Here is a 24,968-nt window from a genome sequence, read left to right as displayed (position 1 = left end):
TTCATCCCTCGCGCCCAGCTTCGCTGATGAGGCGATGCACCCGGTCGCGGAGGGACGTTGCTTCAAGGAGAGATTCCAGGGGCAGGGGCATCCGGTAACGCCAGTACCAGGGAAGGATGGCGGGAACGTTGATCCGTTCCTGGGATGGGTCGTCCGGGTGCGGGAGGGAATCGTCGAGCGAAAGCCAGTCCTGCAGTTGAAGGATGCACCACATCGCGGGCGACAGCAACTGCCTGCGGATGGAGGGCTCCCGGTCTGTGGGGACTTCGCTGCGCAGCGTGCTCATATCGTGCGTGGACGGCGTAACTACCGATAAATAAGGTGCGTCTGCCGGTGTTCGGCCGGGATAGCGGGGCATGCGGTCAACCTCTAACCCCAGAATACCCAACGCCGACATCACTTCCGGCACACTGTGCGGGATCAGTCCCAGATCTTCTCCACACACCAACATATCTGTGGCGCTGGTTAAGACCGGCAACTTATGCAGGGCCGATCGCTTCCAAAGTTCATCATGGCGATGGAAAAAGAAATCGTCTGCCAACCGGCGCAAACTGGTTTGCTCCAAATCCGGTAGTGCCTGGAACGAAAGCGTGTCGGCCATTCCGAACCGGGGATGGAATTGATCAGGTTCGGGTTCCAGAAACAGAACGTTGGCGGCCAGCTGACGAAGCGCAGCTGCGAACGACGGCTTTTCCCCGGCAAAAGGTTGCGCCTGTTTCAGGCGGTAGAATCCCGGGGACTGTGGCTCGAGATAAGCGGATTTCAACCGGTCTGCCTCATGTCCAAACAGCGACGATATGACACCATCCGTGATATACGGCCTGCAATATCTTTCCCGGGAAAACGGGATCCCCACGTCCGTGATCTCGGATGCTGTCAACGGGATCGACGGCTGGAAATACCCCAGCAGGGGGCTCGCGGCATTGCGGGGCACCTGCCAGAGGCGGAAGAACCCCAGCACATGGTCTATCCGGAAAGCGGAAAAATATTGGGCCATGTGCTGCAGTCGGCGCTTCCACCAGTTAAAGCCGTCGGCTTCCATCTGCTCCCAATTGTAAGCGGGGAATCCCCAGTTTTGTCCTTCGGTGGCGAATTCATCGGGCGGTGCGCCTGCCTGAACAGCGGTGTTGAACAAACCGGGCTGCTCAAGCACATCTGCGCTATGTAAAAACATACCGATGGGGAGGTCACCTTTCAGCGCAATCCCTTTCGACCGTAATATGGCTACTGCGGTGGTGAGTTGTTTATGCAGATGGTATTGCACGAAGCGATAATACCCCTGATCGCTCGTTCCATCGCGCCGGCAACAAAAATTCGCGTATGCCGGGAGCCAATGTGCCTGCGCGCGTTCCCAGTCAAGAAAAGCCGCGTCTGGTGTGAACGCCCGGTAGAAGCCCCGCAATGCGGTTTCTTTAAAGGCAAGCGTGGCTTCATAATCCATTTCGGGAAGATCGAGTCGCTTTTGCTGTTCAGCATACCCCCTCACCTGCCCGATCGACGGGAGGTGTATATAAATGGGATGGAGGGCGAAGGCCGATACGGCGGCATAGGGATATGAATCCTGCCAGGTTTTGCTCCAGGTCGTGTCATTTACCGGGAGCAATTGTATCATGCGGATTCCCGCCGCTGCGGCCCATTCCGCCAGCAACGGCAGATCGGCGAATTCCCCGCATCCCAGGCTCTTCCCCGACCGGAGCGAGAACACAGGCACCGCCACACCCGCACCTTTCCAAGGCTGGCGCGGGAACCGGGCAAACCCATCGTCTATCGAAGCAGCGCTTTCTGAATAATACGTCCTGTTTTCACCCTGCTCCCATTCCCAATCGTCTTCCGACCCGGAAACGCAATATTTGTATGCGATAGCCTCCTGGACCGGCAATTCTACTTCCACCGAGAAAATCCCGTTGCCATCAGCGAACATCTCCACCGCAAAGTCAGGGGCCCAATTTCCGAGGGGCTCCACATTCCCGATCAGCCAAACTTTCTTTTCAACCGGCAATAACGGTGCTCTCACCCGGAACCGATGCGAGCCCGTGGTGCCTGGATTTGCCGCAGCCATCCCTTCCCTCGTATAAAACACATCCCTGAACGGCGCCCGCATCCACGATGCAGCTATATCCCCCGGGAAATGAAACGTGTCGTGGATAGCATAGGCGCTTACGTTTTGGGGAAAATGTACTCCCCGCATCGTATTTTCTTCCAGGCTCCCCTCCGATTGGATGGCATAACGATATTGAATGACCGCATCTTCCCATTCCAGGGTAAATGCCCACGTTTGCGGATCAACGTAATCCATTGCCAGCCGCTGCCCGTTTTCCAGGCAGAGCACCAATTGCTGCCCCCAGGCAGAGGCAAAGCGGACATAGAAACGCAGGGTCATACCCGGAAATTACAAAAAAAACGGTCATTCCTCTTACGGCCAGGCAACACGTTCACGCGGCACAAAGTAACCGAGAATACAATTCGGATTGCGGATACAGATTTGCGCATGCGTTTTGTCATAAATACCGGCACCTTCGAAAATCGGTTTCCCTTCCACAAAGACGCCCCGTACGGAATCATAAGGAGGGACATTTTCTCTTTTCATTTTAGCATGCAGAAATTCCAGCACTTCACAGTCGAGATTACGTAATAATAAATCTGGCGAGGCGCCGATCGATTTGTTTGTAGACAACGTCTTATCTTCGATGAATCTCGTCAAACTAAATTCCCGGTATATATCCTCTACTACCTTAATACATTTTTTATCTGTTAAATCTAGGCAATTCCCCAAACTCAACACCGCACCCAACACTGCTGGCCTTTCAGAAACCGGCTTCCCTGGCGGATGACTGGCAAATTCAAACGCTCGCTCGAAGTTGTTTTGCCAGAAGTAATAACCATGTCCCAGCCAGTCATATTCATTCTCACTTTTCCACAGCACATCCCGGCCGGAAGCCACCGCATCCCTAACAAATTGATCACATCCATGAAAGCCAATTATTAAGCCTGGCTCAGCCGTATAAAGTTTTTGGGATGGTACAAACAATGGATCTACTTTAGCTATACCTGAATGTTGTTTTCCGAAAGCCTTTTCATTCGCTGTTCATGCCAGCTACCCATTTCCAAATCTTCTTTCATCCACCTCCGATGGCAAGCCCTTAATTTTTTAGCCAAAACTGGATCAAATGCTTCGCTGGCGGTATATTCATTCAGCTCCTGTTCCAGATTCGCCCTTAATTCGTAATACTTGCGTTTGTCTTCAGCGGTCGCCCTGGTACCGTCATTTATGAACCAATACTTCTGAAACATCCTTAAATACGCGCGGTCATACAACAACAGGCGACGCCTTTCCATCTGAGAGGCCCTTATCCGTTTTTCCTCTTCATCATTCGAATAATACATCATTCAAAATTTTAAGCGTTAACAATAGTTGACCAGATCGAAGTTTTGTAAACTTCAACCCAAAAAACGCTTATCCATCATAAAAGTGGGAAAATGCAGCGGAAAGGGTAACAAAAATGCGCTGCGGATTTGCTCAATTTAACACGTTTTTCAATACAAAACTTTTTTAAAACAAAATTCTCTTTTTATCGTTTTTGAAACATGATCCGCCCCCTCATCCTCTGCGCCCTGCTCTCTTTCGGCTGCACCAAACCATCCGAACGCACCACGCCCTCCGGCCTCCGCGAACACATCGTTCCGCCATCCACCGCCAATTCGAATATCAAAACCTATAACGACCCGAACTACGCGTACGTGGTCCCCGACAACAAACGCCGCAACCAACTCCTCCTCTTCCTCCCCGGCACCGGCGCCGAGCCCAAAAACTACCGGAAATTCATCCGCCTCGCCGCCGAAAAAGGATACCACGCCATCGGCCTCATGTATCCCAACAAACCCGCCGTCAACGAGCTATGCGCCGGCTCGGCCGACATCACCGCCCATTCCCGCGCACGCCTCGAAATCATCGACGGCACCGACCGCCATCCCGGCGTCACCGTCGATCGCACCCACTGCATCATCCAGCGGCTGACCGATCTCCTGCATTACCTCGATAAAACATACCCCGACGAAAACTGGGCGCAATTCCTCGCCGGCAACCAGCCCGCCTGGGAAAAGGTCCTCGCCGCCGGGCACTCGCAAGGCGCCGGCCATGCAGGCGTTATGGGAAAGCATTATCCCCTCCGCCGTGTAATCCTCTTTTCCGGCATCGACTTCCTCACCGACGGACAAATCCCCGACTGGGTACAAAACACCACCCGCCATAATATTTATTACGCGCTCCACCACGAAAAAGACGAGCTCCTCGACATCAACATCGTAAAATCCGGCTGGACGCACCTCGGCATGACGCCCCCCGTTTCCGCCGACTCCCCCATCCCGCCTACGGCGCAGACCCTCATCACTACCGCTACACCCGCGCTCCTGCTGCCTTTGCGCTTCCACAACATGACCGCCGTGGATGTTTTCGCACCCGCCTCCATCGCAGATAACGCCTGGCTGCATTTCCTGCAATAAAAAAATCCCATGCATAAAAAAAGCCCGGACACTTTCGCATCCGGGCTTTTCCGTTATTCGTAGTAATCCTTATTTCACTTCTTCGAATTCCGCGTCGGTCACCGTGTCGCCATTGGCTCCCTGTTGACCGCCCTGTTGTTGCTGGCCTCCCTGCTCGGGCCCGCCATTGGCGCCACCCTGTGCTTGGGATGCTTTGTACATTTCTTCGGAAGCGGCCGTCCATGCAGCGTTCAGCTCGGCGGAAGCAGCGTCGATCTGGGCGATGTCCTGGGTTTTGTTTGCGGTACGCAGTTTTTCCAGGGCAGCTTCGATCGGGGCTTTTTTATCGGCCGGGATCTTGTCGCCGTATTCTTTCAGTTGTTTTTCGGTCTGGAATACGAGACTGTCTGCCTGGTTGATCTTCTCGATCTTCTCCCGTGCTGCCTTGTCTTCCGCTTCGTTGGCCTTGGCTTCGGCTTTCATCTTTTCGATCTCATCCTTATTCAGGCCGCTGCCGGCTTCGATGCGGATGTTCTGAGATTTGCCGGTGCCCTGGTCTTTCGCGGTTACGTGCAGGATACCGTTGGCGTCGATGTCGAACACCACTTCGATCTTGGGCACGCCGCGGGGAGCGGGCGGGATATCGTTGAGGATGAAGCGGCCCAGCGTCCTGTTCTGGCTGGCCATGGGGCGCTCGCCTTGCAGTACGTGGATCTCTACGCTCGGCTGGCTATCGGCCGCTGTAGAGAACACTTCGCTCTTTTTCGTGGGGATGGTCGTGTTGGCTTCGATCAGCTTGGTCATAACGCCGCCCATGGTCTCGATACCGAGGGAAAGCGGGGTCACGTCCAGCAGCAGCACGTCTTTCACCTCACCGGTGAGAACGCCGCCCTGGATAGCTGCACCTACTGCCACCACTTCGTCGGGGTTTACGCCCCTGTTCGGCTTTTTGCCGAAGAATTTCTCAACTACTTCCTGGATACGGGGGATACGGGTAGAACCGCCCACCAGGATCACTTCGTCGATCTTGCTGATTTCGATACCTGCGTCGGCCAATGCTTTGCGGCAGGGCTCCAGCGTCCTTTCCACGAGGCTGTCGCTCAATTGCTCGAATTTGGCGCGGGTGAGTTTTTTCACCAGGTGTTTCGGCACACCGTCTACCGCAGTGATGTAAGGCAGGTTGATCTCGGTCTCCTGGGAAGAAGACAGTTCGATCTTCGCCTTTTCAGCCGCTTCTTTCAGGCGCTGCCATGCCATGGGGTCCTTATGCAGGTCTACGGCTTCATCTTTCTTGAATTCGTCTGCCAGCCAGTCCATGATCACTTTATCGAAGTCGTCACCACCGAGGTGGGTGTCGCCATTGGTAGCTTTCACTTCGAACACGCCGTCTCCCAGTTCAAGGATAGACACGTCGAAAGTACCACCACCGAGGTCGAACACGGCGATCATGCTGTCGTGATGTTTCTTGTCCATACCATACGCCAGTGCGGCGGCGGTAGGTTCGTTGATGATACGGCGAACGGTGAGGCCCGCGATCTCGCCGGCTTCTTTGGTAGCCTGGCGCTGTGCGTCGTTAAAGTAAGCCGGAACGGTAATTACCGCTTCGGTCACTTCCTGGCCGAGGTAATCCTCAGCCGTTTTCTTCATTTTCTGAAGGATCATGGCCGAAATCTCCTGGGGAGTGTACAGCCGTCCATCTATATCGATGCGGGTAGTGTTATTGTCGCCTTTTACCACTTTGTAGCTCACGTGGCTCAATTCATTGGACACTTCGTCGAAATGACGGCCCATGAAACGCTTCACCGACATGATGGTGTTAACGGGGTTGGTGATCGCCTGGCGTTTGGCGGGATCGCCCACCTTTCTTTCTCCGTTCTTTAAAAAAGCAACGACGGATGGGGTGGTACGGCGCCCTTCGTCATTTGCGATAACTACCGGTTCGTTGCCTTCCATTACAGCAACGCAAGAGTTGGTAGTCCCTAAGTCAATACCTATGATTTTTCCCATAATAATAATATTCTCCTTTGTGAAACAGTGTATCCCGGAAAACCGGGCTTGTCTTCTCTGGACAATGATTATGCCAACGGCAGGCAGTATGAAAATATGTCAGTTTCCGTCCAACAGCTTTGTATAACGAATAAAAAGATGTCTTCCCTAATAGAACACAGTCGGGTGTTTTTTGTTTTCAAATACGTACACAACCGACATTCATATGAAAAAAACCATGTTCCGGTGGGTCATTTGCGTCATGACCGTCTTGCCCCTCGCCAGTGTTGCCCAGAACTCCGACCCCGCCCCTAATCCGCACGGCAGCCTCTTCGGCGGCGGCGGCATGAACTACAGGACCTTCTCCGTCGGCATCAACGGCGGCATCACCGCCCCTTCCGTCCTCATCGGCGGCAGCAACGATTTCACCAAATCGCTCATCAGTTATGGCTATGGCGCTTATGCCAAATGGCAGCTCCTTCATTTCTTCAGCCTCCGGGCCGACTATATGGGCGGCCGGCTCAAGGGCGACCAGAGCCGCGAGCTCGGCAACGGCGCCAATCCCAACCGGGCCTTCTCGTCGTTCGAAACCCGCCTGAAATGGACCGCCAGCCTCAGCGGGGTCTTCAACTTCGCCTCCATCAACTGGGCCTATAAAAAGCCCATCGCACAATTATACGCCTCCGTCGGCGGTGGCCTCGCCGGCTACAGCCCCCGCATCACCCCCACCGGCGGCACAGAAATGGAATACAAGACAGACGGCAATATCAAGGAACTCATCATCCCCGTAGGCGCCGGCATCAAGTTCAGGCTCAACGACTTCATGAACCTCGATCTCGGTTACACGATGAATTTCCTCGATGCCGACAACCTGGACGGCTATAAATATGGCCCTTCCAAAGACCGCTTCTCCTACGGGTACGCCGGCCTCGAATTCGCCATCGGTTCCCGCACCAAACCGCAACTGCAATGGCATAACGGGCCCGCCGTCATGTACGACGACCTGGTGGGGCAGCGCGACCAGCTCCGCCGCGAGCTCGAAGCGGAAAAAGCCAACAATGAAAAACTGGCCGCCGATCTCGCGCAATTGCAGAAAGACAGCGATGGCGACGGCGTTTCCGACGTATTCGACAAATGCCCGAACACACCTTCGGGCGACAAAGTGGACGGCGCCGGCTGCTCACTGCCAAAACCGGATACCGCACGGCCCGTTCAGGTCATAATTACAGACGACGACCGCAGGCTCGTGAAAAACGCCATCGACAACCTGGAATTTGCTACCGGGAAGTCGGATATCAGCCCGAAATCCTTTGCTTCGCTGGACCAGGTGGCGTCGCTGCTGGTGCGTAAAAACCTCAGCCTCAAACTGGCAGGCCATACAGACAATACCGGCAACCGCACCAAGAACATGGCACTTTCGAAAGACCGTGCCGAGTCGGTGAAATCGTACCTGGTGTCTAAAGGCGTGAACCCCAGCCGCATCGAAGCCACGGGTTACGGCCAGGACCAGCCGATCGCTTCGAACAAAACCGCCGCGGGCCGCCAGGCCAACCGCCGCGTGGAATTCACCATCTATTAAAAAACTGGTTTTCAACATAGTGACAGCTCATTAAAAGCCCTTCCGGTAACTCCGGAAGGGCTTTTTTTACGCTTCGGCATGTATTTTGTTAAACCAATCCTGCCAATTTTAACATATTATGAAAAAATCCATTTTCTTATTCCTGACCGTATGCCTGTTTAGTGTTGCCGCCCAGGCGCAGCAAGTGAAATTCGGTGTGAAAGGCGGTTTGAACGTCGCCAAAATGACGAACCTGACCAATAGCAAAACCCGGGCATCCATTTACGTGGGTGGTTTCGCGAGAGTGGGCCTCAATGAACAGTGGAGCGTCCAGCCGGAGCTGGTGTATTCGGGACAGGGCTTCGTGTTCGACCCGCCGATTTTCGACAAAACTACGGTGGCCGTCAACTACATCAATCTGCCCATCATGGCGCAATATCACATCATCCCCGAATTCTACCTGGAAGCCGGGCCCCAGATCGGTTTCAAAGTAGCCGCCAAAACCAAGTACGACGGCAATACCCACGACGTGGGCGACGCCTACAAAGGTGTTGATTTTGGACTGGGCGCAGGTTTGGGATATGATTTCGATTTCGGTCTTGGTGTGAACGCACGGTATAACTTTGGACTCACACATGCCGGCGAAACCGACGAAAAACATGCGAACTCCGTTGCACAGTTCGGCGTGACCTACACGTTCGGCAACTTCCGGATCAAAAAATAGTAAAGGCATTAGCCTGTAAAACCCGAAGCAGCGTGCCGCAAGGCCGCTGCTCTTTTTTGCCCTTCCGAACCGTTACCTTTGCCCTCTACCATCAATAGATATTCATGAGCGTAGTTGCTTCCATTAAACAGGCCGCCGCAGAAGCGGTTCAGGCGCTGTACCAACAGCCCTTCACCGCGGCCGACGTTTCTGTCAACACCACCAAGCCCGAATTCGAAGGCGAGTATACCATCGTCGTGTTCCCTTTTACCAAGTTCAGCCGGCAAAAACCTGAAGAAACAGCACAATCCATCGGCACCTGGCTGGCGGAGCACCATCCCGCGCTCGTGGCTGGTTTCAACGTTGTGAAAGGCTTTCTTAACCTCTCCGTTCACGACCAGTTCTGGACTGGATTCGTGCAGGACGCGCATCATAACACCAGCGTGGGCCAGCAGCCTGCCAACGGTAAAAAGGTGATGGTGGAATATTCTTCCCCCAACACCAACAAACCCCTTCACCTGGGGCACCTCCGTAACAACTTCCTCGGTTTTTCCGTGTCGGAGATCCTCAAAGCCAACGGCTTCGAAGTGGTCAAAGCCAACCTCGTGAACGACCGCGGCATCCATATCTGCAAATCCATGCTCGCATGGCAGCTCTTTGCCCATGGCGATACGCCGGAATCCACCGGCAAAAAGGGCGACCATCTCGTGGGCGATTATTACGTTCATTTCGAATCCATCCTCCGCGACCAGGCCGAGCCGATCATTTCGCGCGTGCTGGAAGGGAATTTCGGGGATTTCGAAGGCGAACAGGTAGAAAAGCTCATCAAGCTCCACACGGCTTTGAACAAACCTGAATTCAAGGCCAATGTAGAAAAGGCAGAAAAGCTCAGACATGACATCAAAGCCCTCGCCCGCACCGCTTCCGCAGAAACCAAAGATGTTATCTCAAGGATAGAAAAAGGCGATTTTTCCGATTTTGAAGGGGAAGACAAGGCCCGCGCCAAATCACTCCACCAGGAACTGACGCCCGCCATCAAAAGCGACGAAGAAAAAGCGGACAAAATCCATGACGACATCAAAGAACTCTCCCGCAACCGGACCGAGATCATGCAGCAGGCCAAAATCATGCTCCAGCAATGGGAAGCCGGCAACCCGGAAGTGCGCGCCCTCTGGCAAACGATGAACAGCTGGGTATATGAAGGTTTCGAAAAAACCTACAAACGCCTCGGCATCGATTTCGACAAAATGTATTTCGAAAGCAATACCTATCTGCTGGGGAAAGACGTGGTGGAAGAAGGCCTCCGCAAAGGCGTGTTCTTCAAAAAAGCCGATAACTCCGTGTGGATCGACCTTACCGCCGACGGGCTCGACGAAAAACTCGTGCTCCGCGGCGACGGTACATCCGTTTACATCACGCAGGACATCGGTACCGCCCGCCTCAAGTACGACGACTACCACATGGACCAAAGCATCTACGTGGTGGCCGACGAGCAGAATTACCACTTCAAGGTACTGAAGCTCATCATGCAGAAACTCGGCGAGCCCTCTGCAGACGGCATCGCCCACCTTTCCTACGGCATGGTGGAACTGCCCCATGGCCGGATGAAAAGCCGCGAAGGGACGGTGGTGGATGCTGACGATCTCGTGGAGGAAATGGTGAGCACCGCTGCCAAATACACCGAAGAGCTCGGTAAAGTGAAAGATTTTACGGAAGAAGAGCTGCGCGAACTGTACGAAACGATCGGCCTGGGCGCCATGAAATTCTTCCTCCTGAAAGTGGACCCGAAAAAGAAAATGGTTTTCAACCCGGAAGAGTCTATCGACATCCATGGCTTTACCGGCCCGTTCATTCAATACAGCCACGCCCGCATCCGGTCGATTTTGCGCGAGTTTTCCGCGGAAGACCTTGCTGCATTGGCCACCTATCGCCACGCGGATGCGCTGCTGCCCATGGAAAAAGAGCTCATCAAGATCAACGAGCAGTTCGGCGAAGTGCTGGCGGAAGCCGGCCGCGAAATGAGCCCTTCCGTGATCGCGAACTACGCCTTCCTCCTGGCGCAAACCTTCAACTCGTTCTACGCGAAAAAGGAAAGCGGGAAATACACCTATTCCGTGCGCGACGCGGAAAACGAAGACAAGCGCAAGCTGCGCCTGCAGATCGCTTCCCTCACGGCCAATACCATCCGGCAGGCCATGAAATTCCTGGGCATCCGGGTACCTGAAAGAATGTAGGAAAAGAAACTGACGAAATGTCAATGACGCAACTGTCATTGACATTTCGTTTCCCCGTTAATGTAACTGAAGCGCCTGATCGCAGATGCGTTGCCCCTTCACCACTTCCCCCGAACAGATATAGGATTTACCGAGCATGAACATCGCGAAGGCGTTCTGCGGCTGGAGCACGAGAATACGGTCCCATTGCATGGCCGCTTCCGCATAGCTTTGCTTTTTGAAGTAGGCATGGGCCAGCTGTTGCATAATGCGGATATCTGCGCTTCGCAACTGGAGGGCTTTTTTAAGATTTTGAATGGCGTCGTCGTAAGCTGCCTGTTGAAGGTAGGCGATACCCAGGTTTGCATAAAGGTCCGCATCGCCGGAAGCTCCGTACCTGGCTGCCATTTCAAATGCGCCGGCGGCGTTTTTGTAGTTTTCCATATTAAAATGCATCATTCCTGATTCCAAATATAAATCGGCAGACGTACTGTCTGTCTTCAGTGCTTTTTCGTAAATTCTGAGTGCCGCGGCGTAATTTTCTTCCTGTGCGAACAGCCTGGCCAGTCGCCGGCTAAGGGCGGGTTGATGGGGATCTTCCGCCAGCGAGCGCTCCATGGCCCGGATGGCTTCCCTGGCATGGTCGAGCGCGGCGTAGCTCATCCCGATGATGGCATACATGCCCGGCGCGCCCTGCTCCTGCGCACGCATGGCCCAGGCGAGCGCATCCTCCCAGGCCTCCTGCTCGAAACTCACTTCCGCCATTCCTGCCAGCGCCGAAGGTTCTTCCGGCACTTCTTTCAATAAATCGAGATATCGTTGCCGCGCCAGCTCGCCATCGTGACGCAGCCGGTACAGCACCGCCAGCTGAAGATAGGGCGCCACGTACTTCCGGTTAGCCCCGATCGCTGCGGCAAAACATTGCTCAGCTTCGTCCAGCCTGCCTTCCAGCATGCATTGCTCGCCTTTTCTGTATAATTCCGAAGCGCGGTCGCCCCCGAACGGAGGCACCGAAGCGGCCACAGGCTGAAGCGCCGGGCCCAATAGGCATAGGATAAGGATACAGCGGTATAGGAACATGGTTCAATGTGCTTAGGCACTGAACCAAATATATATAAATTATTTCATACTTTTTGCAGAAAATGATAAAGGCATCAGGTCGGCGCTGTCTGCCACCACGATAACCTTTCCGGAAAGCCCGCCGAGGATGAGTTTGATGGGCCGGTGGAACCGTGCCTGGTATTCTATGAGCGTTTGCCGGCAGATGCCGCAGGGCGCGATGGGCTCCACCGAACGGGCCAGCTCGTTGTCGTAGCTCACGGCGATCGCCAATACCGGCACGTTGGGATGCAGGCCCGAAGCCACGGAAAGCACCGTCCGCTCCGCACAGATACCCACGGGATAGCTGGCGTTTTCCTGGTTGGTACCGGTCAGCACTTCCCCGTTCTCCAGCAATGCGGCCGCGCCCACCCGGAAGCGGGAATAGGGCGCCCAGGCGTCTTTCGTGGCCGTGCGTGCCTGCCGCAACAGCGCGGCGTCTTCGGGCGGAAGCGCGCTGATGTCTGCATATGTCTCAAATTCTATGATGTGCCGGGTTGTTTCCATGAGCGGGAGTTTGCATAAAAAAGGCAGTCGCGCTGCCGGGCCGAAAGTACATTTTTTTCGGGACGGAGGCGCGACTGCCGTTATAATCTATTGTGTATGAACGTTTTTATCTGATGGTACGGAACAGGCGGCTCCAGCGGATGCCGTTCTTGCCGTAACTCATCCAGATCATCCAGGCTTTGCCCACGATATGATCTTCCGGAACGAAGCCCCAGAAGCGGGAATCGAGGGAGCGATGGCGATTGTCGCCCATCATCCAGTAATAATCCATTTTGAAAGTATAGGTGCTGGCGGCCTGACCATTGATATAGAACTGGTTGGGGCCTCTTTCTTCCAGCTTGTTGCCTTCATACACCGCGATGATACGGCGGTACAGCTCGATCGAGGCGCTGTCCAGCTTCACCGTGGCACCTTTCTTCGGAATGTAGATGGGGCCGAAATTATCGATGGTATACTTGAAATTCGCGGTATCGTGGGGCCAAACGTCGGGAGAAGGTTCGTCGTACACATAAGGCGTAACGCCGGTAACGGCGGAGCCGAGGCTTTCGACGGATTTGGCTTCGGAGGGCGTCATGTTGAGCACGTTCCCGGCCGGCGATTCTTCGATCCCCAGTTCTTCGAGTCGCATGGGGTTGATGTTGCTGCCGTCCTGCGTTTGCACGGTGTAATACCGTTCGCCTGCGGGCGGCGGGGTTTCGGCGATGCCGTTAACGACGATCACACCGTTGCGGATGGCAAGACTGTCTCCCGGAATACCCACACATCTTTTGATATAATTTTCGCGTTTATCGACCGGGCGGGAAATGACATGATAGGAATTCCACACGAAATCGCGGCCGTTTTTGCGCACTTCGTCCGAATAGAACCCGCTTTCCTGGATTTCCAGAGCCACGGTGTCTCCTTCGGGGAAGTTGAATACCACAACATCGTTGCGTTTGATATCGCTGAAACCGGGCAGGCGGCGGTATTTCCATTGAACGGCCTCGGAATAGGCTTTGGTGTATTTCGTGAAAGGAAGGGTATGGTGGGTGAAGGGTACCGCAAGCGGTGTCATGGGGATGCGCGGGCCGTAGCTAACTTTACTTACGAAAAGGAAGTCGTTGACCAGCAAGGTCTTCTCCATGGATGGCGTAGGGATGGTGTAGGCTTCGAAAATGAAGGTACGGATCAACGTTGCCGCGATAATGGCGAAGATAGCCGCATCCAGCCATTCCCGCACCGCGGACTTCTTTTTCTTCGGCTGGCCGTCCTTCTTCTTCCAAAATACCAGGTTCATGCGTAGTGTTTTAGTTTATTTTACCAACAAATATAATATTCTGTTAATTGTCAGCTGATTTTTCTGAAGATAAAGTTTTCTTAAAAAATACCACGTAAGTTTCGGATTCAAAACAACGGTTGAACCACTTTATTTCTATTTTTGTTTAATTCTATATCCAGAACCTTGAACAGCTTTACGATAAAAGACATTGAAAGCCTCACCGGCATCAAGGCGCATACCATCCGAATATGGGAACAGCGCTACAATGTGCTTCGGCCCAAGCGGAAAGACACGAACCATCGCGTCTACGACAACGGCGACCTGAAGCACATCATGCGTATTGCTTACCTGTACCGGCATGGTTACAAGATATCGAAGATCGTGGGGATGTCGGAGGAAGAGATCAGGCAGCTTTCGCTGGAGGAGACCGGGCATAAGGGCAACCACCTGCACCAGGTCTACATCAACCAGCTCGTGGAGGCGATGATCGACTTCGACCAGATCCGTTTCGAAAAAATCTTCCACAACGTCTTGCTCCGCATGGGCTTCGAGCAGTGCATCCTGAAGGTGATCTACCCTTACCTGGAGCGCATCGGGCTGCTGTGGCTCGTGGATTGCGTCATCCCCGCACAGGAACATTTCGCCGCCAATATCATCCGGAAAAAGCTGATGGTCGCCATCGACGGGCTCGATATCCCGCAATCGTCCACCGAATGCTTCATGGTGTTCCTCCCCGAAGGCGAATGGCACGAAATCCCCCTCCTGTTCATGCAATACCTGCTGAAGAAAAATGGCTGCACGGTCGTGAACTTCGGCGCCAACGTGCCGCTGGAGGACCTTTGCTTCTATACCGACCGCAAACAGGTAGATCAGATCTATACCCACATCATCACCAATTTCCCGCAGCGCGCGCTCGATAATTTCGTAAAAGACCTCGGCCGCCTGTTCCCCACTATCCCCGTCACGATTTCCGGCCCGCAGATCGCCCGCATCTCCGTTCCCCTGCCCGAAAACGTGAAAACGCTCCTTTCGATGGACGAAGTGCTCCAATACGCCCGCCGAATGCCCGTAACTACTTCGTCCTGAGGCTTTACAGCAGATTTTTTTCCAGAATATTACTGATTTCCGGCGCGCGGTTCATGATCATGAAATGCCCGCCTTTGACGATCGTGTGCGTAGGGGTAACATAGCGCCGCGGGAACGGCCTGTCCGAACTGCCATGGATGTGGAGGAGGCCGGGCGGCATCCATTCGTTGTTCCACTGCAGGATGGAATTCAGCGCCCAGCGCATGTATCTGAGGTCTTTTTTGCCCAGGTAATCGTTGAGCAACAACCGCTCTTCCGTGCTCTGGCATTGCATGAACAGCTGTACGATGAAGCGGCGGTTGGTGAAAAGCAGCCTGTCGGGCAGGCGGCGCAAAACTTTTCGCGCAAAGTTGTTGTAGTATGGCGGTAATTCCTGCCGGTTTTTGACGCTGGAGATGAGGACCACCTGCCTCACCGGCAACTGCCGGGCGATCTCGATGCTCATCATGCCGCCAAAAGAAAGTCCGACGAGGATGGGCTCCGGGTGGAGGATCCTCCGGGCCATGCGGCCTGCATATTCGCTGATGGGCTCATCGGCGTTGAGGGGCGGGATCCACGGAAGGTAATGCACTTCGCAATCGGCCGGGAACACCAGCCGTTCGAACACCCTTTCGTCGGCGCCCAGGCCACTGATCAGGTATATGTGTCTTTTACTCATCCCCGTCGGCTGTTTTGCGGATGCCGTAACGTTCCATCTTGTTGTAAAGATGGCTCCGCTGGATGTCCAGCGCCTGTGCGGTTTTCGTCACGTTCCATCCGTTCTTTTGCAACATGAATTCGATGAATATCTTTTCCACTTCGTCCCGGAAATCGTGCAGCTTCGTTAAAACGAGCAGCTCGTCATTCAGGTAGTGGCTTTTTTTGTCGTGATTAGGTACCACGTAATTTTCCACATCGTCTGCCGTGATGGTTTTCCCGGAAAGGATCACCAGTCTTTCCACCACGTTCCGAAGTTCGCGGATGTTGCCCGTCCACTGATGGTTCTGGAGCGCCTTCATCGCGTCTTTGTCTGCCGTTTTACGGGCCATGCCGTATTCCGCGCAAACGAGGTCGAGGAAATGGTCTACCAGCAGGGGCACATCGTCGCGGCGGTCGTTGAGCGACGGCACGTGGATCAGGATCACGCTGAGGCGATGGTAGAGGTCGAGGCGGAAGTTCTTGTCTTCCACTTCCTTCAGCAAATCCTTATTGGTGGCCGCTACTACGCGAACATCCACACTGATTTCCTTGTCCCCTCCCACTCTCGTGATCTTGCCTTCCTGCAGGGCGCGCAGCACTTTGGCTTGTGCGCTGAGGCTCATATCGCCGATCTCGTCGAGGAACAGTGTTCCGCCGCTGGCTTGTTCAAACTTGCCGATGCGTTGTTTCACGGCGGAGGTGAACGAGCCTTTTTCGTGGCCGAACAGTTCGGATTCGATAAGCTCCGACGGGATGGCGGCGCAGTTTACTTCAACGAGCGGGCCGTTGGCACGGTTGCTGAATGCATGGATCCAGCGGGCTACGAGCTCCTTGCCGGCGCCGTTTTCGCCGGTCACGAGCACGCGCGCATCCGTGGGCGCCACTTTATGGATAGTTTCCTTGATTTTGGAGATGGGCCCCGATTCGCCGATCATTTCCTGGGTTTTGTTCACTTTCTTGCGCAGCGTTTTCGTTTCGGCCACCAGGGTGGTTTTGTCGAGCGCGTTGCGCAGCGTGATGAGCAAACGGTTCAGGTCGGGAGGTTTGGAGATATAGTCGAACGCGCCTTTCTTCACTGCGTCTACCGCCGTGTCGATATTTCCGTGGCCGGAAACCATGATGATGGGAACGTCGCCGTTGATTTCGCGGGCTTTTTCGAGGAATTCGAGCCCGTCCATTTTCGGCATTTTGATATCGCACAGCACGGCGTCGTAGGTTTTGGCCTGGAACATCTTGAAGCCTTCGGCACCGTCGGCGGCTTCGTCGATTTTATATCCTTCGTAGCTGAGTATCTCGCTGAGCGTTTTGCGGATGCTCTTTTCGTCGTCGATGATCAGAATGTTGGCCATAAGATTGTCTATATTTTTGAACAGGGCAAAAATAACGGAAAACGGCCGATGTAGCACTATTCACTTACTTTAAACGGCAGCGGAACAAAAAAATGTCCCCGGACGGGCGTTTTAGGCAAATAAAGTCTACCAATCTTGTCGGTTTTATCAGTAATTTTAGCCCGACACAGGTAACTAAACGTTATGATGCACCAACTACTCGAATTACTGAAACAGCGGCACGCTGCTGCCGGCGCTGTGCCATATCCCAGTTCGGAAGCTGTCTGGCAGTTTTGCAGCGACCTGATCAGCTGGATGTTTCCGGAGCATAACGGCCGGGTGCTGGACGATGCGGCCATCGAGCAATACGCGGTGCGGCTGGAAACGCAGCTGAACGATCTGCTGCAGCATATTTCGGCGCAATTGCCCGAAGCCCCGCCCGCAGTGAGCCGCCAGTTCATGGAGATGGTGCCGGGCATATACGGGGATTTGACGAAGGATGCGGAGGCCATTTTCCAGGGAGACCCCGCCGCCACGTGCCTATACGAAGTGATCCGGGCGTACCCCGGCTTCTCGGCGATTGCGGCGTACCGCGTGGCGCATGCGCTCCACCTGCTGGAAGTGCCGCTCCTGCCGCGCGTCATCACCGAATACGCGCACGCGCGAACGGGCGTCGACATCCACCCCGCGGCGGAGATCGCGCCGTATTTCTGTATAGACCATGGCACGGGGATCGTGATCGGTGAAACCACCGTCATCGGCCCCCACGTTAAAATATACCAGGGCGTAACGCTCGGCGCATTGAGCATCGACAAATCGATGGCCCGCGCCAAGCGCCACCCCACCATCGAAGAAGGCGTGGTGATCTACGCAGGTGCCACCATTTTGGGCGGAGACACCATCATCGGCCACCACAGCGTCATCGGCGGGAACGTGTGGCTCATCAAATCGGTGGACCCTCATTCCAGGATTTATTACAAAGCAGACGGTAGCATAAAAGTAATCGAACAATGAGCACAGTACTGGATTTAGTGGGCAACACACCCATGGTTGCCCTGCAGCGCATCCCTGAAAACCCGGACGTTACGATCTACGCCAAGCTGGAAGGCACCAATCCCGGCGGCAGCGTGAAAGACAGGGCCGCCTACGGTATGATCAAGGGCGCGCTCGACCGCGGCGAGATCCGCCCGGGCATCAAGCTGATCGAAGCCACCAGCGGCAACACCGGCATCGCGCTGGCCATGATCGCGAACCTTTTCAACGTGGAAATAGAGATCGTCATGCCCGAAGACGCAACCCGCGAGCGCGTGCTCACCATGGAAGCTTTCGGCGCAAAGGTCACCCTCACCCCGAAAGAGCAAAGCATGGAAGGCGCGATCGACTATGCGCATGCGCAGGTGGCGAAAGGCGGCTATCACATGCTGAACCAGTTCGCCAATCCCGATAATTACGGCATGCATTACCGTACCACCGGCCCCGAAATCTGGCGGGATACCAATCACGGCATCACTCACTTCGTATCGGCCATGGGCACCACAGGCACGATCATGGGCGTTTCCCGGTTCCTCAAGGAAGTGAGCCCCGCGGTGCAGATCGTGGGTTGCCAGCCGACGGACGGGAGCAAGATCCCCGGCATCCGCAAATGGCCGGAAGCTTATCTGCCCAAGATTTTCGAGCGGCAGCGGGTAGACCGGATCATGGATATTTCAGAAGCGGAAGCCCGCGAAATGTCGAACCGCCTGGCGAAGGAAGAAGCCATTTTCTGCGGCATGAGCAGCGGCGGAGCGGTAGCCGCGGCGGTAAGGCTCGCCAACGAACTGACGAGCGGCGTGATCGTGGCCATTATCTGCGACCGCGGCGACCGTTACCTCAGTACCGACCTTTTCGGCAAATAATTCAGCTTTCTATATCATCAACCATCAATCTCAATCCGGCCGCGCCTCACACTGGGGCGCGGTCTGCGTTTCGGGGCGGGGCAAAAAAAGCTGCGCCCCGGTGTGGAGCGCAGCTATGATTATGCACTGTAAAGTTGACTTTTACTTTTTCATGTACATCACTTCCTTCACCAGTTTCACGGTACGCTCCACGTCGGGGAGATACAGTTTCACGAGGTTGGGCGCGTAGTGCATGGGAGCGTCTTGCGCGGTGATGCGGCGGATGGGCGCGTCCAGGTAGTCGAAACCTTCTTTCTGGATGCGGTAGGAAATCTCGGAAGAGATGCTGGAGAACGGCCACTGTTCTTCCACGATCACCAGGCGGTTGGTTTTCTTAACCGACTCCAGGATGGTGAACCAGTCGAGCGGACGGATGGTGCGGAGGTCGATCACTTCGGCCTCGATACCTTCTTTCGCCAGTTCTTCGGCGGCGCCGAGGGCTACTTTCATCATTTTGTTGAAAGAAACGATGGTCACGTCCTTACCGGCGCGTTTGATATCCGCTTTACCGATGGGGATGATGTATTCTTCTTCCGGAACTTCGCCCATATCGCCGTACATCTGCTCGGATTCCATGAAAACCACGGGATCTTCGTCGCGGATAGCGGCTTTGAGAAGGCCTTTCGCGTCGTAAGGGTTAGATACGGACACTACTTTCAGGCCGGGGATATTGGCGTAATAATTTTCAAATGCGGTGGAGTGTTGCGCGCCCAGCTGACCTGCGGAACCGTTGGGGCCGCGGAAAACGATGGGGCAGCCAACCTGTCCGCCAGACATGGCCAGCATTTTGGAGGCGGTGTTGAGGATCTGGTCCAGCGCCAGTACGGCGAAGTTCCAGGTCATGAATTCCACGATCGGACGGAGGCCGTTCTGTGCGGCGCCTACACCGATGGCGGTGAAGCCCAGCTCGGCGATCGGCGTGTCGATCACGCGGCGGGCGCCGAATTCATCGAGCATTCCCTGGCTAACTTTATAGGCACCGTTGTATTCTGCCACTTCCTCTCCCATCAGGAACACCCGTTCGTCACGGCGCATTTCTTCCTGCATGGCTTCTCTTAAGGCTTGTCTGAAGGCTATCTGACGCATTTGATTCTTTACTATATGTTTAATGATGTTCCTTTTTGAAAAGGCAGGGCAAATTTATCGTTTGTTTCCCAAAAAGCAAAGGAATTAGATTTTCTCTATGACCATTGCGCTGGCGCCGCCGCCTCCGTTGCAGATCCCGGCTACGCCGTAGCGGCCGTTTTTCTGCTGCAGGATGGAGGTGAGCGTTACCATGATACGGGCGCCGGAGCAGCCGATGGGGTGCCCCAGGGCTACGGCGCCGCCCCATACGTTGAGCTTTTCGTTGGGGATGCCCAAGTCTTTTTCGTTGGCCAGCGCAACGCAGGAAAACGCTTCGTTGATCTCCACGAAATCCATCTGCCCGATGTCCAGTTTCGCTTTTGCGAGGGCTTTATTGACGGCTTTTACGGGCGTGGTGGTAAACCATTCCGGTGCCTGGCTGGCGTCGGCGAAGCTTACGATGCGCGCTAACGGCTTGAGGCCCAGCTCTTTCACCTTCTCCCCGCTCGCCAATACCACGGCGGCGGCGCCGTCGTTGATCTTGGAGGCGTTGGCGGCCGTCACCGTACCGTCTTTCTGGAATGCGGGCTTCAGGGTGGCCATTTTCTCGAAGTTCACTTTTTTATATTCTTCGTCGTCGCTCACGGTCACAGGAGATTTCCCGCCGGTGGTCACGGGAACGATTTCCCCGGCGAAATATCCTTTTTCCCAGGCCTCAGCGGCGCGCTGGTAGCTTTGTTTGGCGTAGGCGTCCTGGTCTTCGCGGGAGATTTTGTACTCCGTGGCGCAGATTTCGGCGGCGTTACCCATGTGAAAATCCTTGTAGGGGTCCCACAGGCCGTCGCGCAGGATACCGTCGATCACGGCGCCGTGGCCGAGGCGGTAGCCGTTGCGGGCTTTATCGAGATAATACGGGATATTGCTCATGGATTCCATGCCGCCGGCCACCACGATGTCGTTATCGCCGAGCAGGATGCTTTGGGCCCCGAGCATGATGGCTTTCATCCCCGACGCACATACCTTATTAACCGTGGTGCACGGAACGGTGTTGGGCAGCCCTGCGTAGAGGCTCGCCTGGTTGGCGGGCGCCTGGCCGGTATTGGCGCTGATCACGTTGCCCATATATACTTCCTGCACCTGCTCTTTCGCAACGCCGGCGCGCTCCAGTGCAGCTGTTATGACCGTAGCACCCAAAGTAGTGGCGGGAACGGACGCCAAAGCGCCGTTGAATGCCCCGATGGGGGTCCTGGCTACGGATACGATAAATACTTCTTTCATAACTTGATTTTCCGAATGTTTTGGTGGAATCTGACAAATATACCGATTTGGGACGCGGTGGCCAAAAGGCGGACCGTCCCGAAAAATTGCGTTAAGTTTGCATTTGGTTCATTGCTGAAAATTTTGCCCGGCCGCCTGAATATCTTTCAAAAATTGAAAGGCCATTTTGACGATTCCGTAGCAAAATCTTTAGTAATTTGATAGACGTTCGATAACAGCAGACCGGCATTGATCTCCCAGGCTACCATACAAACCATCCTCCACCGCATCGATATCATCGATGTGGTAGGCGCATTCGTGAAACTGAAGAAAAGAGGCGCCAACTACATGGGCCTCTGTCCTTTCCACAACGAAAAATCGCCCTCGTTCACCGTTTCCGGCACCAAGGAAATCTATAAATGCTTCGGCTGCGGCAAAAGCGGGAACGCCATCAACTTCGTCATGGAGCACGAAAAGTACTCCTATGTGGAAGCCATCCGGTGGCTGGGGCAACGTTACCAGGTGGAAATCGAGGAAACGGAAGTAAGCCCCGAAGTGAAGCAGCGGCAGCAAATGGCCGACAGCCTCTTCATTATCAACAACTTCGCGCGGGATTATTTCGTCAAAACCCTTTTCGAGACCGACGAAGGCCAGAACGTAGGCCTTTCCTATTTCGAAGAACGCGGGTTTTCGGAGGAGATCGTCCGCAAATTCCAGCTGGGGTACGCGCTGAACCTCCGGGAGGCTTTCGTCCGCGAAGCGCAGCACAAAGGCTACAACCTGGAATACCTCCAGAAAACGGGCCTCGTGACCGTCCGCAACGATCAGCCGATAGACAACTACCGCGGCCGCGTCATCTTCCCCATCCACAACCAGAGCGGTAAAGTGCTCGGGTTCGGCGCGCGCATCCTCGTCAAATCCGACCGCGCACCCAAATACATCAACTCCCCGGAAAACGATATTTACGTCAAAAGCAAGGTGCTGTACGGCACCTACTTCGCCCGGCACGCCATCGACAAACTCGATGAATGCCTGCTGGTAGAAGGCTATACCGACGTCATCTCCCTGCACCAGGCCGGTATCGAAAACGTGGTAGCCTCTTCCGGCACATCGCTCACCACCGACCAGCTGCGGCTCATCAAGAAATACACCAACAACCTCACCATCCTGTACGATGGCGACAATGCCGGTGTGAAAGCCGCCCTCCGCGGGCTGGACATGGCCATCGAAGAAGGCCTGAACGTGAAGCTTGCCCTTATCCCCGATAACGAAGACCCCGACAGCTACGTCCGGAAGATCGGCGCGGAAGGTTTCCGGCAGTTCATAGCGGATAACAAACAGGATTTCGTCCTCTTCAAACTGCACGTTTCCATGAAGGAAGCGGGCAACGATACCACGCGCAAATCGCAACTCGTGAACGAGATCGCGGAAACCATCGCGCGGATCGATAAAGTCGAGGATTTCACCCGCCAGCAGGACTACATCCGCCAGTGCAGCCAGTTGCTGAAGATCGACGAAGAAAGGCTGGTAGACCTGGTCAACAAATTCATCCGCGAACGCCTTTCCAAACAGGCGCTCAACGAACAGAACAGCAACAAGAAAAAAGGCGGGTTCGATGCGCCGCCACCGGACGACGGTCCGTCCCTGGCCGAAATGTACCCCGAGTACTTCCCCGACGGAGCGGAAGCGCCGGCCGCGTCTACCGAAAACATTTTCAATACCTCCGAACGCCAGGAGCGCGAGCTCATCAAGATCCTGCTGCGGTTCGGCGATAAACTGTTCGACGACGAACAGCAGACCACCGTGGCGGATTATATCTTCCACCTCCCCTACGATTTCGAATCGCTGTCGGAAAACGAAATCGTGAAACGCATCCTGCGGGAATACAAGGAGCACTACGACCAGGGCTCCATTCCCGATAAAAAACTCTTCCTCTACCACCCGGACAATGACGTGGCGCGCAACGTGGCCATCATCCTCGAAGACAAGGAAGCCGAGCTGAGCGCCGCCTGGAGAGAGCGTTTCGAGATCAAGACCGTGTATGGCGACGATGCTTTCCGGCGCGATACCGTGAGCACCACCAATTACCTCATCATCCGCAAAATCCAGAAATTGATCGCAGAAAACCAGCAGGAAATGCAGACGGCGACCGATTTCGAGGCGCAGATCCGCTGCCTGGAGATGGACAAACATCTCAAGCAGATCATGAAGGAACTGACGGAAACGGTGGGCACGGTGATCTTCAAATAAAAAATGCAGCCTTTTCCGGCTGCACTTTCCCATTATTTTTTAAGGAATTATTTCCGTTCCCAGGTTTCGAACGTGAAGGCGTAGGCATGCTTTTCGTCGGCCGGGTGTTCCTGCGCGTGGACGCGCTTCCATTCCATCGGGTTGATGTCGGGGAAATACGCGTCGCCCTCCACGGTGGTGTGGACGCGGGTGAGGTAGATGCGCTGGATCTGGGGCCAGGCCTGGTTGATGATTTCCATCCCGCCGATCACGAAATATTCTTTCACATCGTCCTGGTCCGCCAGCTCGAGGGCGTCTGCCAGGGAATGCACGACGGAAACCCCGCTGGGCGCGTAATCGGTTTGCCGGGTGATGACGATGTTGTGGCGGCCTTTGAGGGTGGCGCCGCCCAGGGATTCGAAGGTTTTACGGCCCATGATGACCGGGAAACCGTAGGTGGTATTTTTGAAGAACTTGAAATCGTCGGGCAGTTTCCAGGGAAGCTGGTTGTTGATACCGATGACGTTATTCTCAGAAGCGGCTACTATTACGGAAATCATACGGCTACCGGGGCTTTGATGTGAGGGTGCGACTGGTAATTTTCCAGGGTGAAGTCTTCAAATTTGAAGGAGAAAATGTCTTTCACTTCCGGGTTGATTTTCATCGCCGGCAGGGGGAACGGTTCGCGTTCGAGCTGGAGGCGGGCTTGGTCGAAGTGGTTGTTGTACAGGTGAACGTCTCCGAAGCTGTGCACGAACTCACCCGGCTGGAGGCCGCAAACCTGTGCGATCATGAGCGTCAGCAGCGCGTAAGACGCGATGTTGAAGGGAACGCCGAGGAAAACGTCGGCACTGCGCTGGTAGAGCTGGCAGCTCAGTCTGCCATCTGCCACGTAGAACTGGAACAGGCAATGACAGGGGCTGAGGGCCATATCCGGCAGATCGGCCACGTTCCAGGCGTTTACGATGAGGCGGCGGGAGTCGGGGTTCTTTTTGATCTGGGCGATGACGTCGCTGATCTGGTCGAACGTTTTACCGTTGGCCCCTTCCCAGCTGCGCCATTGTTTACCGTATACCGGGCCGAGGTCCCCTTCCGCGTTGGCCCATTCGTCCCATATTTTGACCCCGTGCTCCTGGAGGTAGCGGACGTTCGTATCTCCCTGGAGGAACCACAGCAGTTCGTAAATGATGGATTTGAGGTGCAGTTTCTTGGTGGTGAGCATGGGGAAACCGGCCTGCAGATCGAACCGCATCTGGTAACCGAATACGCTCCGGGTGCCGGTGCCGGTACGGTCCGTTTTGTCGGCCCCGTGATCGAGAATATGTTGAAGAAGGTCTTTGTACTGTTGCATAGCTTCTGCAAACTTAATGGTAAATAGAGAATTACCGGCCAGTTTTCTCCTGACATATGTGGATAAGTGGCTGAAGCAGGATAGCAGGGCGATACAAATAGCGGGATGAAATAATATAACGGAATCCCCCCACATAAACAAATCTCGTTTTTCATAAATTTCGTTAATCTGCGAAGGTGCGACTTGCCCCGTCGTGTTACAACAGATCGAACCGAAAAATTAGCAGTGATTCCGACAT

Annotated in this window: 21 protein-coding genes; 8 read left to right on the top strand and 13 right to left on the bottom strand. The window is 54.7% G+C overall.

What is annotated here, in order from left to right; all coding sequences use genetic code 11:
• Nucleotide 1 precedes the first annotated feature (1 nt).
• From WJU22_RS12195 to WJU22_RS12185, 3 genes are read right to left on the bottom strand one after another with little or no spacing between them, the layout of a single operon-like run.
• Nucleotides 2–2,380, bottom strand: coding sequence for a 4-alpha-glucanotransferase (locus WJU22_RS12195; RefSeq protein WP_341843505.1), 2,379 nt, complete (start codon nucleotides 2,378–2,380; stop codon nucleotides 2–4).
• Nucleotides 2,381–2,413: 33 nt separating this feature from the next.
• Nucleotides 2,414–3,028, bottom strand: coding sequence for a hypothetical protein (locus tag WJU22_RS12190; protein ID WP_341843504.1), 615 nt, complete (start codon nucleotides 3,026–3,028; stop codon nucleotides 2,414–2,416).
• A gap of 14 nt (nucleotides 3,029–3,042) precedes the next feature.
• Nucleotides 3,043–3,384: a hypothetical protein gene (locus tag WJU22_RS12185; RefSeq protein WP_341843503.1), complete on the bottom strand. Its 342-nt coding sequence runs from the start codon at nucleotides 3,382–3,384 to the stop codon at nucleotides 3,043–3,045.
• A gap of 201 nt (nucleotides 3,385–3,585) precedes the next feature.
• Between WJU22_RS12185 and WJU22_RS12180 the strand changes: the two genes are divergently transcribed.
• Nucleotides 3,586–4,500 carry a BPSS1187 family protein gene (locus WJU22_RS12180; protein ID WP_341843502.1) on the top strand — a complete coding sequence of 305 codons (915 nt, stop codon included), beginning with the start codon at nucleotides 3,586–3,588 and terminating at the stop codon, nucleotides 4,498–4,500.
• A gap of 69 nt (nucleotides 4,501–4,569) precedes the next feature.
• Here the strand turns inward: WJU22_RS12180 and dnaK are convergent, their stop codons facing one another.
• Nucleotides 4,570–6,486: a molecular chaperone DnaK gene (gene dnaK, locus WJU22_RS12175; protein WP_341843501.1), complete on the bottom strand. Its 1,917-nt coding sequence runs from the start codon at nucleotides 6,484–6,486 to the stop codon at nucleotides 4,570–4,572.
• 205 nt (nucleotides 6,487–6,691) lie between these two features.
• Here dnaK and WJU22_RS12170 point away from each other — a divergent pair, with 205 nt between their 5' ends.
• The 3 genes from WJU22_RS12170 (at nucleotide 6,692) to argS (ending at nucleotide 10,960) form a co-directional block, all read left to right on the top strand.
• A complete protein-coding gene (locus tag WJU22_RS12170) occupies nucleotides 6,692–8,044 on the top strand; it encodes an OmpA family protein (protein WP_341843500.1) in 1,353 nt (450 codons plus the stop codon).
• Between the two features lie 118 nt (nucleotides 8,045–8,162).
• The gene (locus WJU22_RS12165; protein ID WP_341843499.1) at nucleotides 8,163–8,747 is read left to right on the top strand and encodes a porin family protein; all 585 of its coding nucleotides are present in this window, start codon (nucleotides 8,163–8,165) and stop codon (nucleotides 8,745–8,747) included.
• 104 nt (nucleotides 8,748–8,851) lie between these two features.
• Entirely contained in the window at nucleotides 8,852–10,960 is a 2,109-nt protein-coding gene (gene argS / locus WJU22_RS12160) for an arginine--tRNA ligase (protein ID WP_341843498.1), read from the top strand.
• Nucleotides 10,961–11,017: 57 nt separating this feature from the next.
• Here argS and WJU22_RS12155 read toward each other — a convergent pair whose 3' ends face one another.
• The 3 genes from WJU22_RS12155 to lepB all read right to left on the bottom strand — a co-directional run bounded on the left by WJU22_RS12155 (nucleotide 11,018) and on the right by lepB (nucleotide 13,820).
• Nucleotides 11,018–12,019: a tetratricopeptide repeat protein gene (locus tag WJU22_RS12155; protein WP_341843497.1), complete on the bottom strand. Its 1,002-nt coding sequence runs from the start codon at nucleotides 12,017–12,019 to the stop codon at nucleotides 11,018–11,020.
• Nucleotides 12,020–12,058: 39 nt separating this feature from the next.
• A complete protein-coding gene (locus WJU22_RS12150; protein ID WP_341843496.1) occupies nucleotides 12,059–12,544 on the bottom strand; it encodes a cytidine deaminase in 486 nt (161 codons plus the stop codon).
• 106 nt (nucleotides 12,545–12,650) lie between these two features.
• On the bottom strand, nucleotides 12,651–13,820 hold the full coding sequence (gene lepB / locus WJU22_RS12145) for a signal peptidase I (RefSeq protein ID WP_341843495.1): 1,170 nt from the start codon (nucleotides 13,818–13,820) through the stop codon (nucleotides 12,651–12,653).
• Between the two features lie 165 nt (nucleotides 13,821–13,985).
• Between lepB and WJU22_RS12140 the strand changes: the two genes are divergently transcribed.
• The gene (locus WJU22_RS12140; protein ID WP_341843494.1) at nucleotides 13,986–14,888 is read left to right on the top strand and encodes a MerR family transcriptional regulator; all 903 of its coding nucleotides are present in this window, start codon (nucleotides 13,986–13,988) and stop codon (nucleotides 14,886–14,888) included.
• A gap of 4 nt (nucleotides 14,889–14,892) precedes the next feature.
• On the opposite strand, the gene WJU22_RS12135 is transcribed toward WJU22_RS12140, so the two are convergent.
• Nucleotides 14,893–15,546, bottom strand: coding sequence for an alpha/beta hydrolase (locus tag WJU22_RS12135; protein WP_341843493.1), 654 nt, complete (start codon nucleotides 15,544–15,546; stop codon nucleotides 14,893–14,895).
• Nucleotides 15,539–16,915, bottom strand: coding sequence for a sigma-54 dependent transcriptional regulator (locus tag WJU22_RS12130; protein WP_341843492.1), 1,377 nt, complete (start codon nucleotides 16,913–16,915; stop codon nucleotides 15,539–15,541). The genes WJU22_RS12135 and WJU22_RS12130 overlap by 8 nt, the downstream gene beginning before the upstream one ends.
• A gap of 183 nt (nucleotides 16,916–17,098) precedes the next feature.
• On the opposite strand from WJU22_RS12130, the gene WJU22_RS12125 reads away from it, so the two are divergent.
• On the top strand, nucleotides 17,099–17,908 hold the full coding sequence (locus WJU22_RS12125) for a serine O-acetyltransferase (RefSeq protein WP_425165451.1): 810 nt from the start codon (nucleotides 17,099–17,101) through the stop codon (nucleotides 17,906–17,908).
• A complete protein-coding gene (cysM, locus tag WJU22_RS12120) occupies nucleotides 17,905–18,789 on the top strand; it encodes a cysteine synthase CysM (RefSeq protein WP_341843491.1) in 885 nt (294 codons plus the stop codon). The genes WJU22_RS12125 and cysM overlap by 4 nt, the downstream gene beginning before the upstream one ends.
• Before the next feature lie 141 nt (nucleotides 18,790–18,930).
• Here the strand turns inward: cysM and WJU22_RS12115 are convergent, their stop codons facing one another.
• Nucleotides 18,931–19,914 (bottom strand): pyruvate dehydrogenase complex E1 component subunit beta, encoded by a 984-nt coding sequence (locus WJU22_RS12115; RefSeq protein ID WP_126247137.1) that lies wholly within the window; start codon nucleotides 19,912–19,914, stop codon nucleotides 18,931–18,933.
• Nucleotides 19,915–19,998: 84 nt separating this feature from the next.
• Nucleotides 19,999–21,171 carry an acetyl-CoA C-acyltransferase gene (locus tag WJU22_RS12110; protein WP_341843490.1) on the bottom strand — a complete coding sequence of 391 codons (1,173 nt, stop codon included), beginning with the start codon at nucleotides 21,169–21,171 and terminating at the stop codon, nucleotides 19,999–20,001.
• A gap of 228 nt (nucleotides 21,172–21,399) precedes the next feature.
• Between WJU22_RS12110 and dnaG the strand changes: the two genes are divergently transcribed.
• Nucleotides 21,400–23,400, top strand: a complete 2,001-nt coding sequence (gene dnaG, locus WJU22_RS12105; RefSeq protein WP_341843489.1) for a DNA primase — start codon at nucleotides 21,400–21,402, stop codon at nucleotides 23,398–23,400.
• Nucleotides 23,401–23,447: 47 nt separating this feature from the next.
• Here the strand turns inward: dnaG and WJU22_RS12100 are convergent, their stop codons facing one another.
• A complete protein-coding gene (locus WJU22_RS12100) occupies nucleotides 23,448–23,939 on the bottom strand; it encodes a dihydrofolate reductase (protein ID WP_341843488.1) in 492 nt (163 codons plus the stop codon).
• A complete protein-coding gene (locus WJU22_RS12095; protein WP_341843487.1) occupies nucleotides 23,936–24,730 on the bottom strand; it encodes a thymidylate synthase in 795 nt (264 codons plus the stop codon). The genes WJU22_RS12100 and WJU22_RS12095 overlap by 4 nt, the downstream gene beginning before the upstream one ends.
• Nucleotides 24,731–24,968 lie beyond the last annotated feature (238 nt).

The sequence above is a fragment of the Chitinophaga caseinilytica genome (assembly GCF_038396765.1).
Lineage (GTDB): Bacteria > Bacteroidota > Bacteroidia > Chitinophagales > Chitinophagaceae > Chitinophaga > Chitinophaga caseinilytica.
Note: the sequence above shows the minus strand (reverse complement) of the source record. Positions and strands in the feature narration are given on the sequence as shown.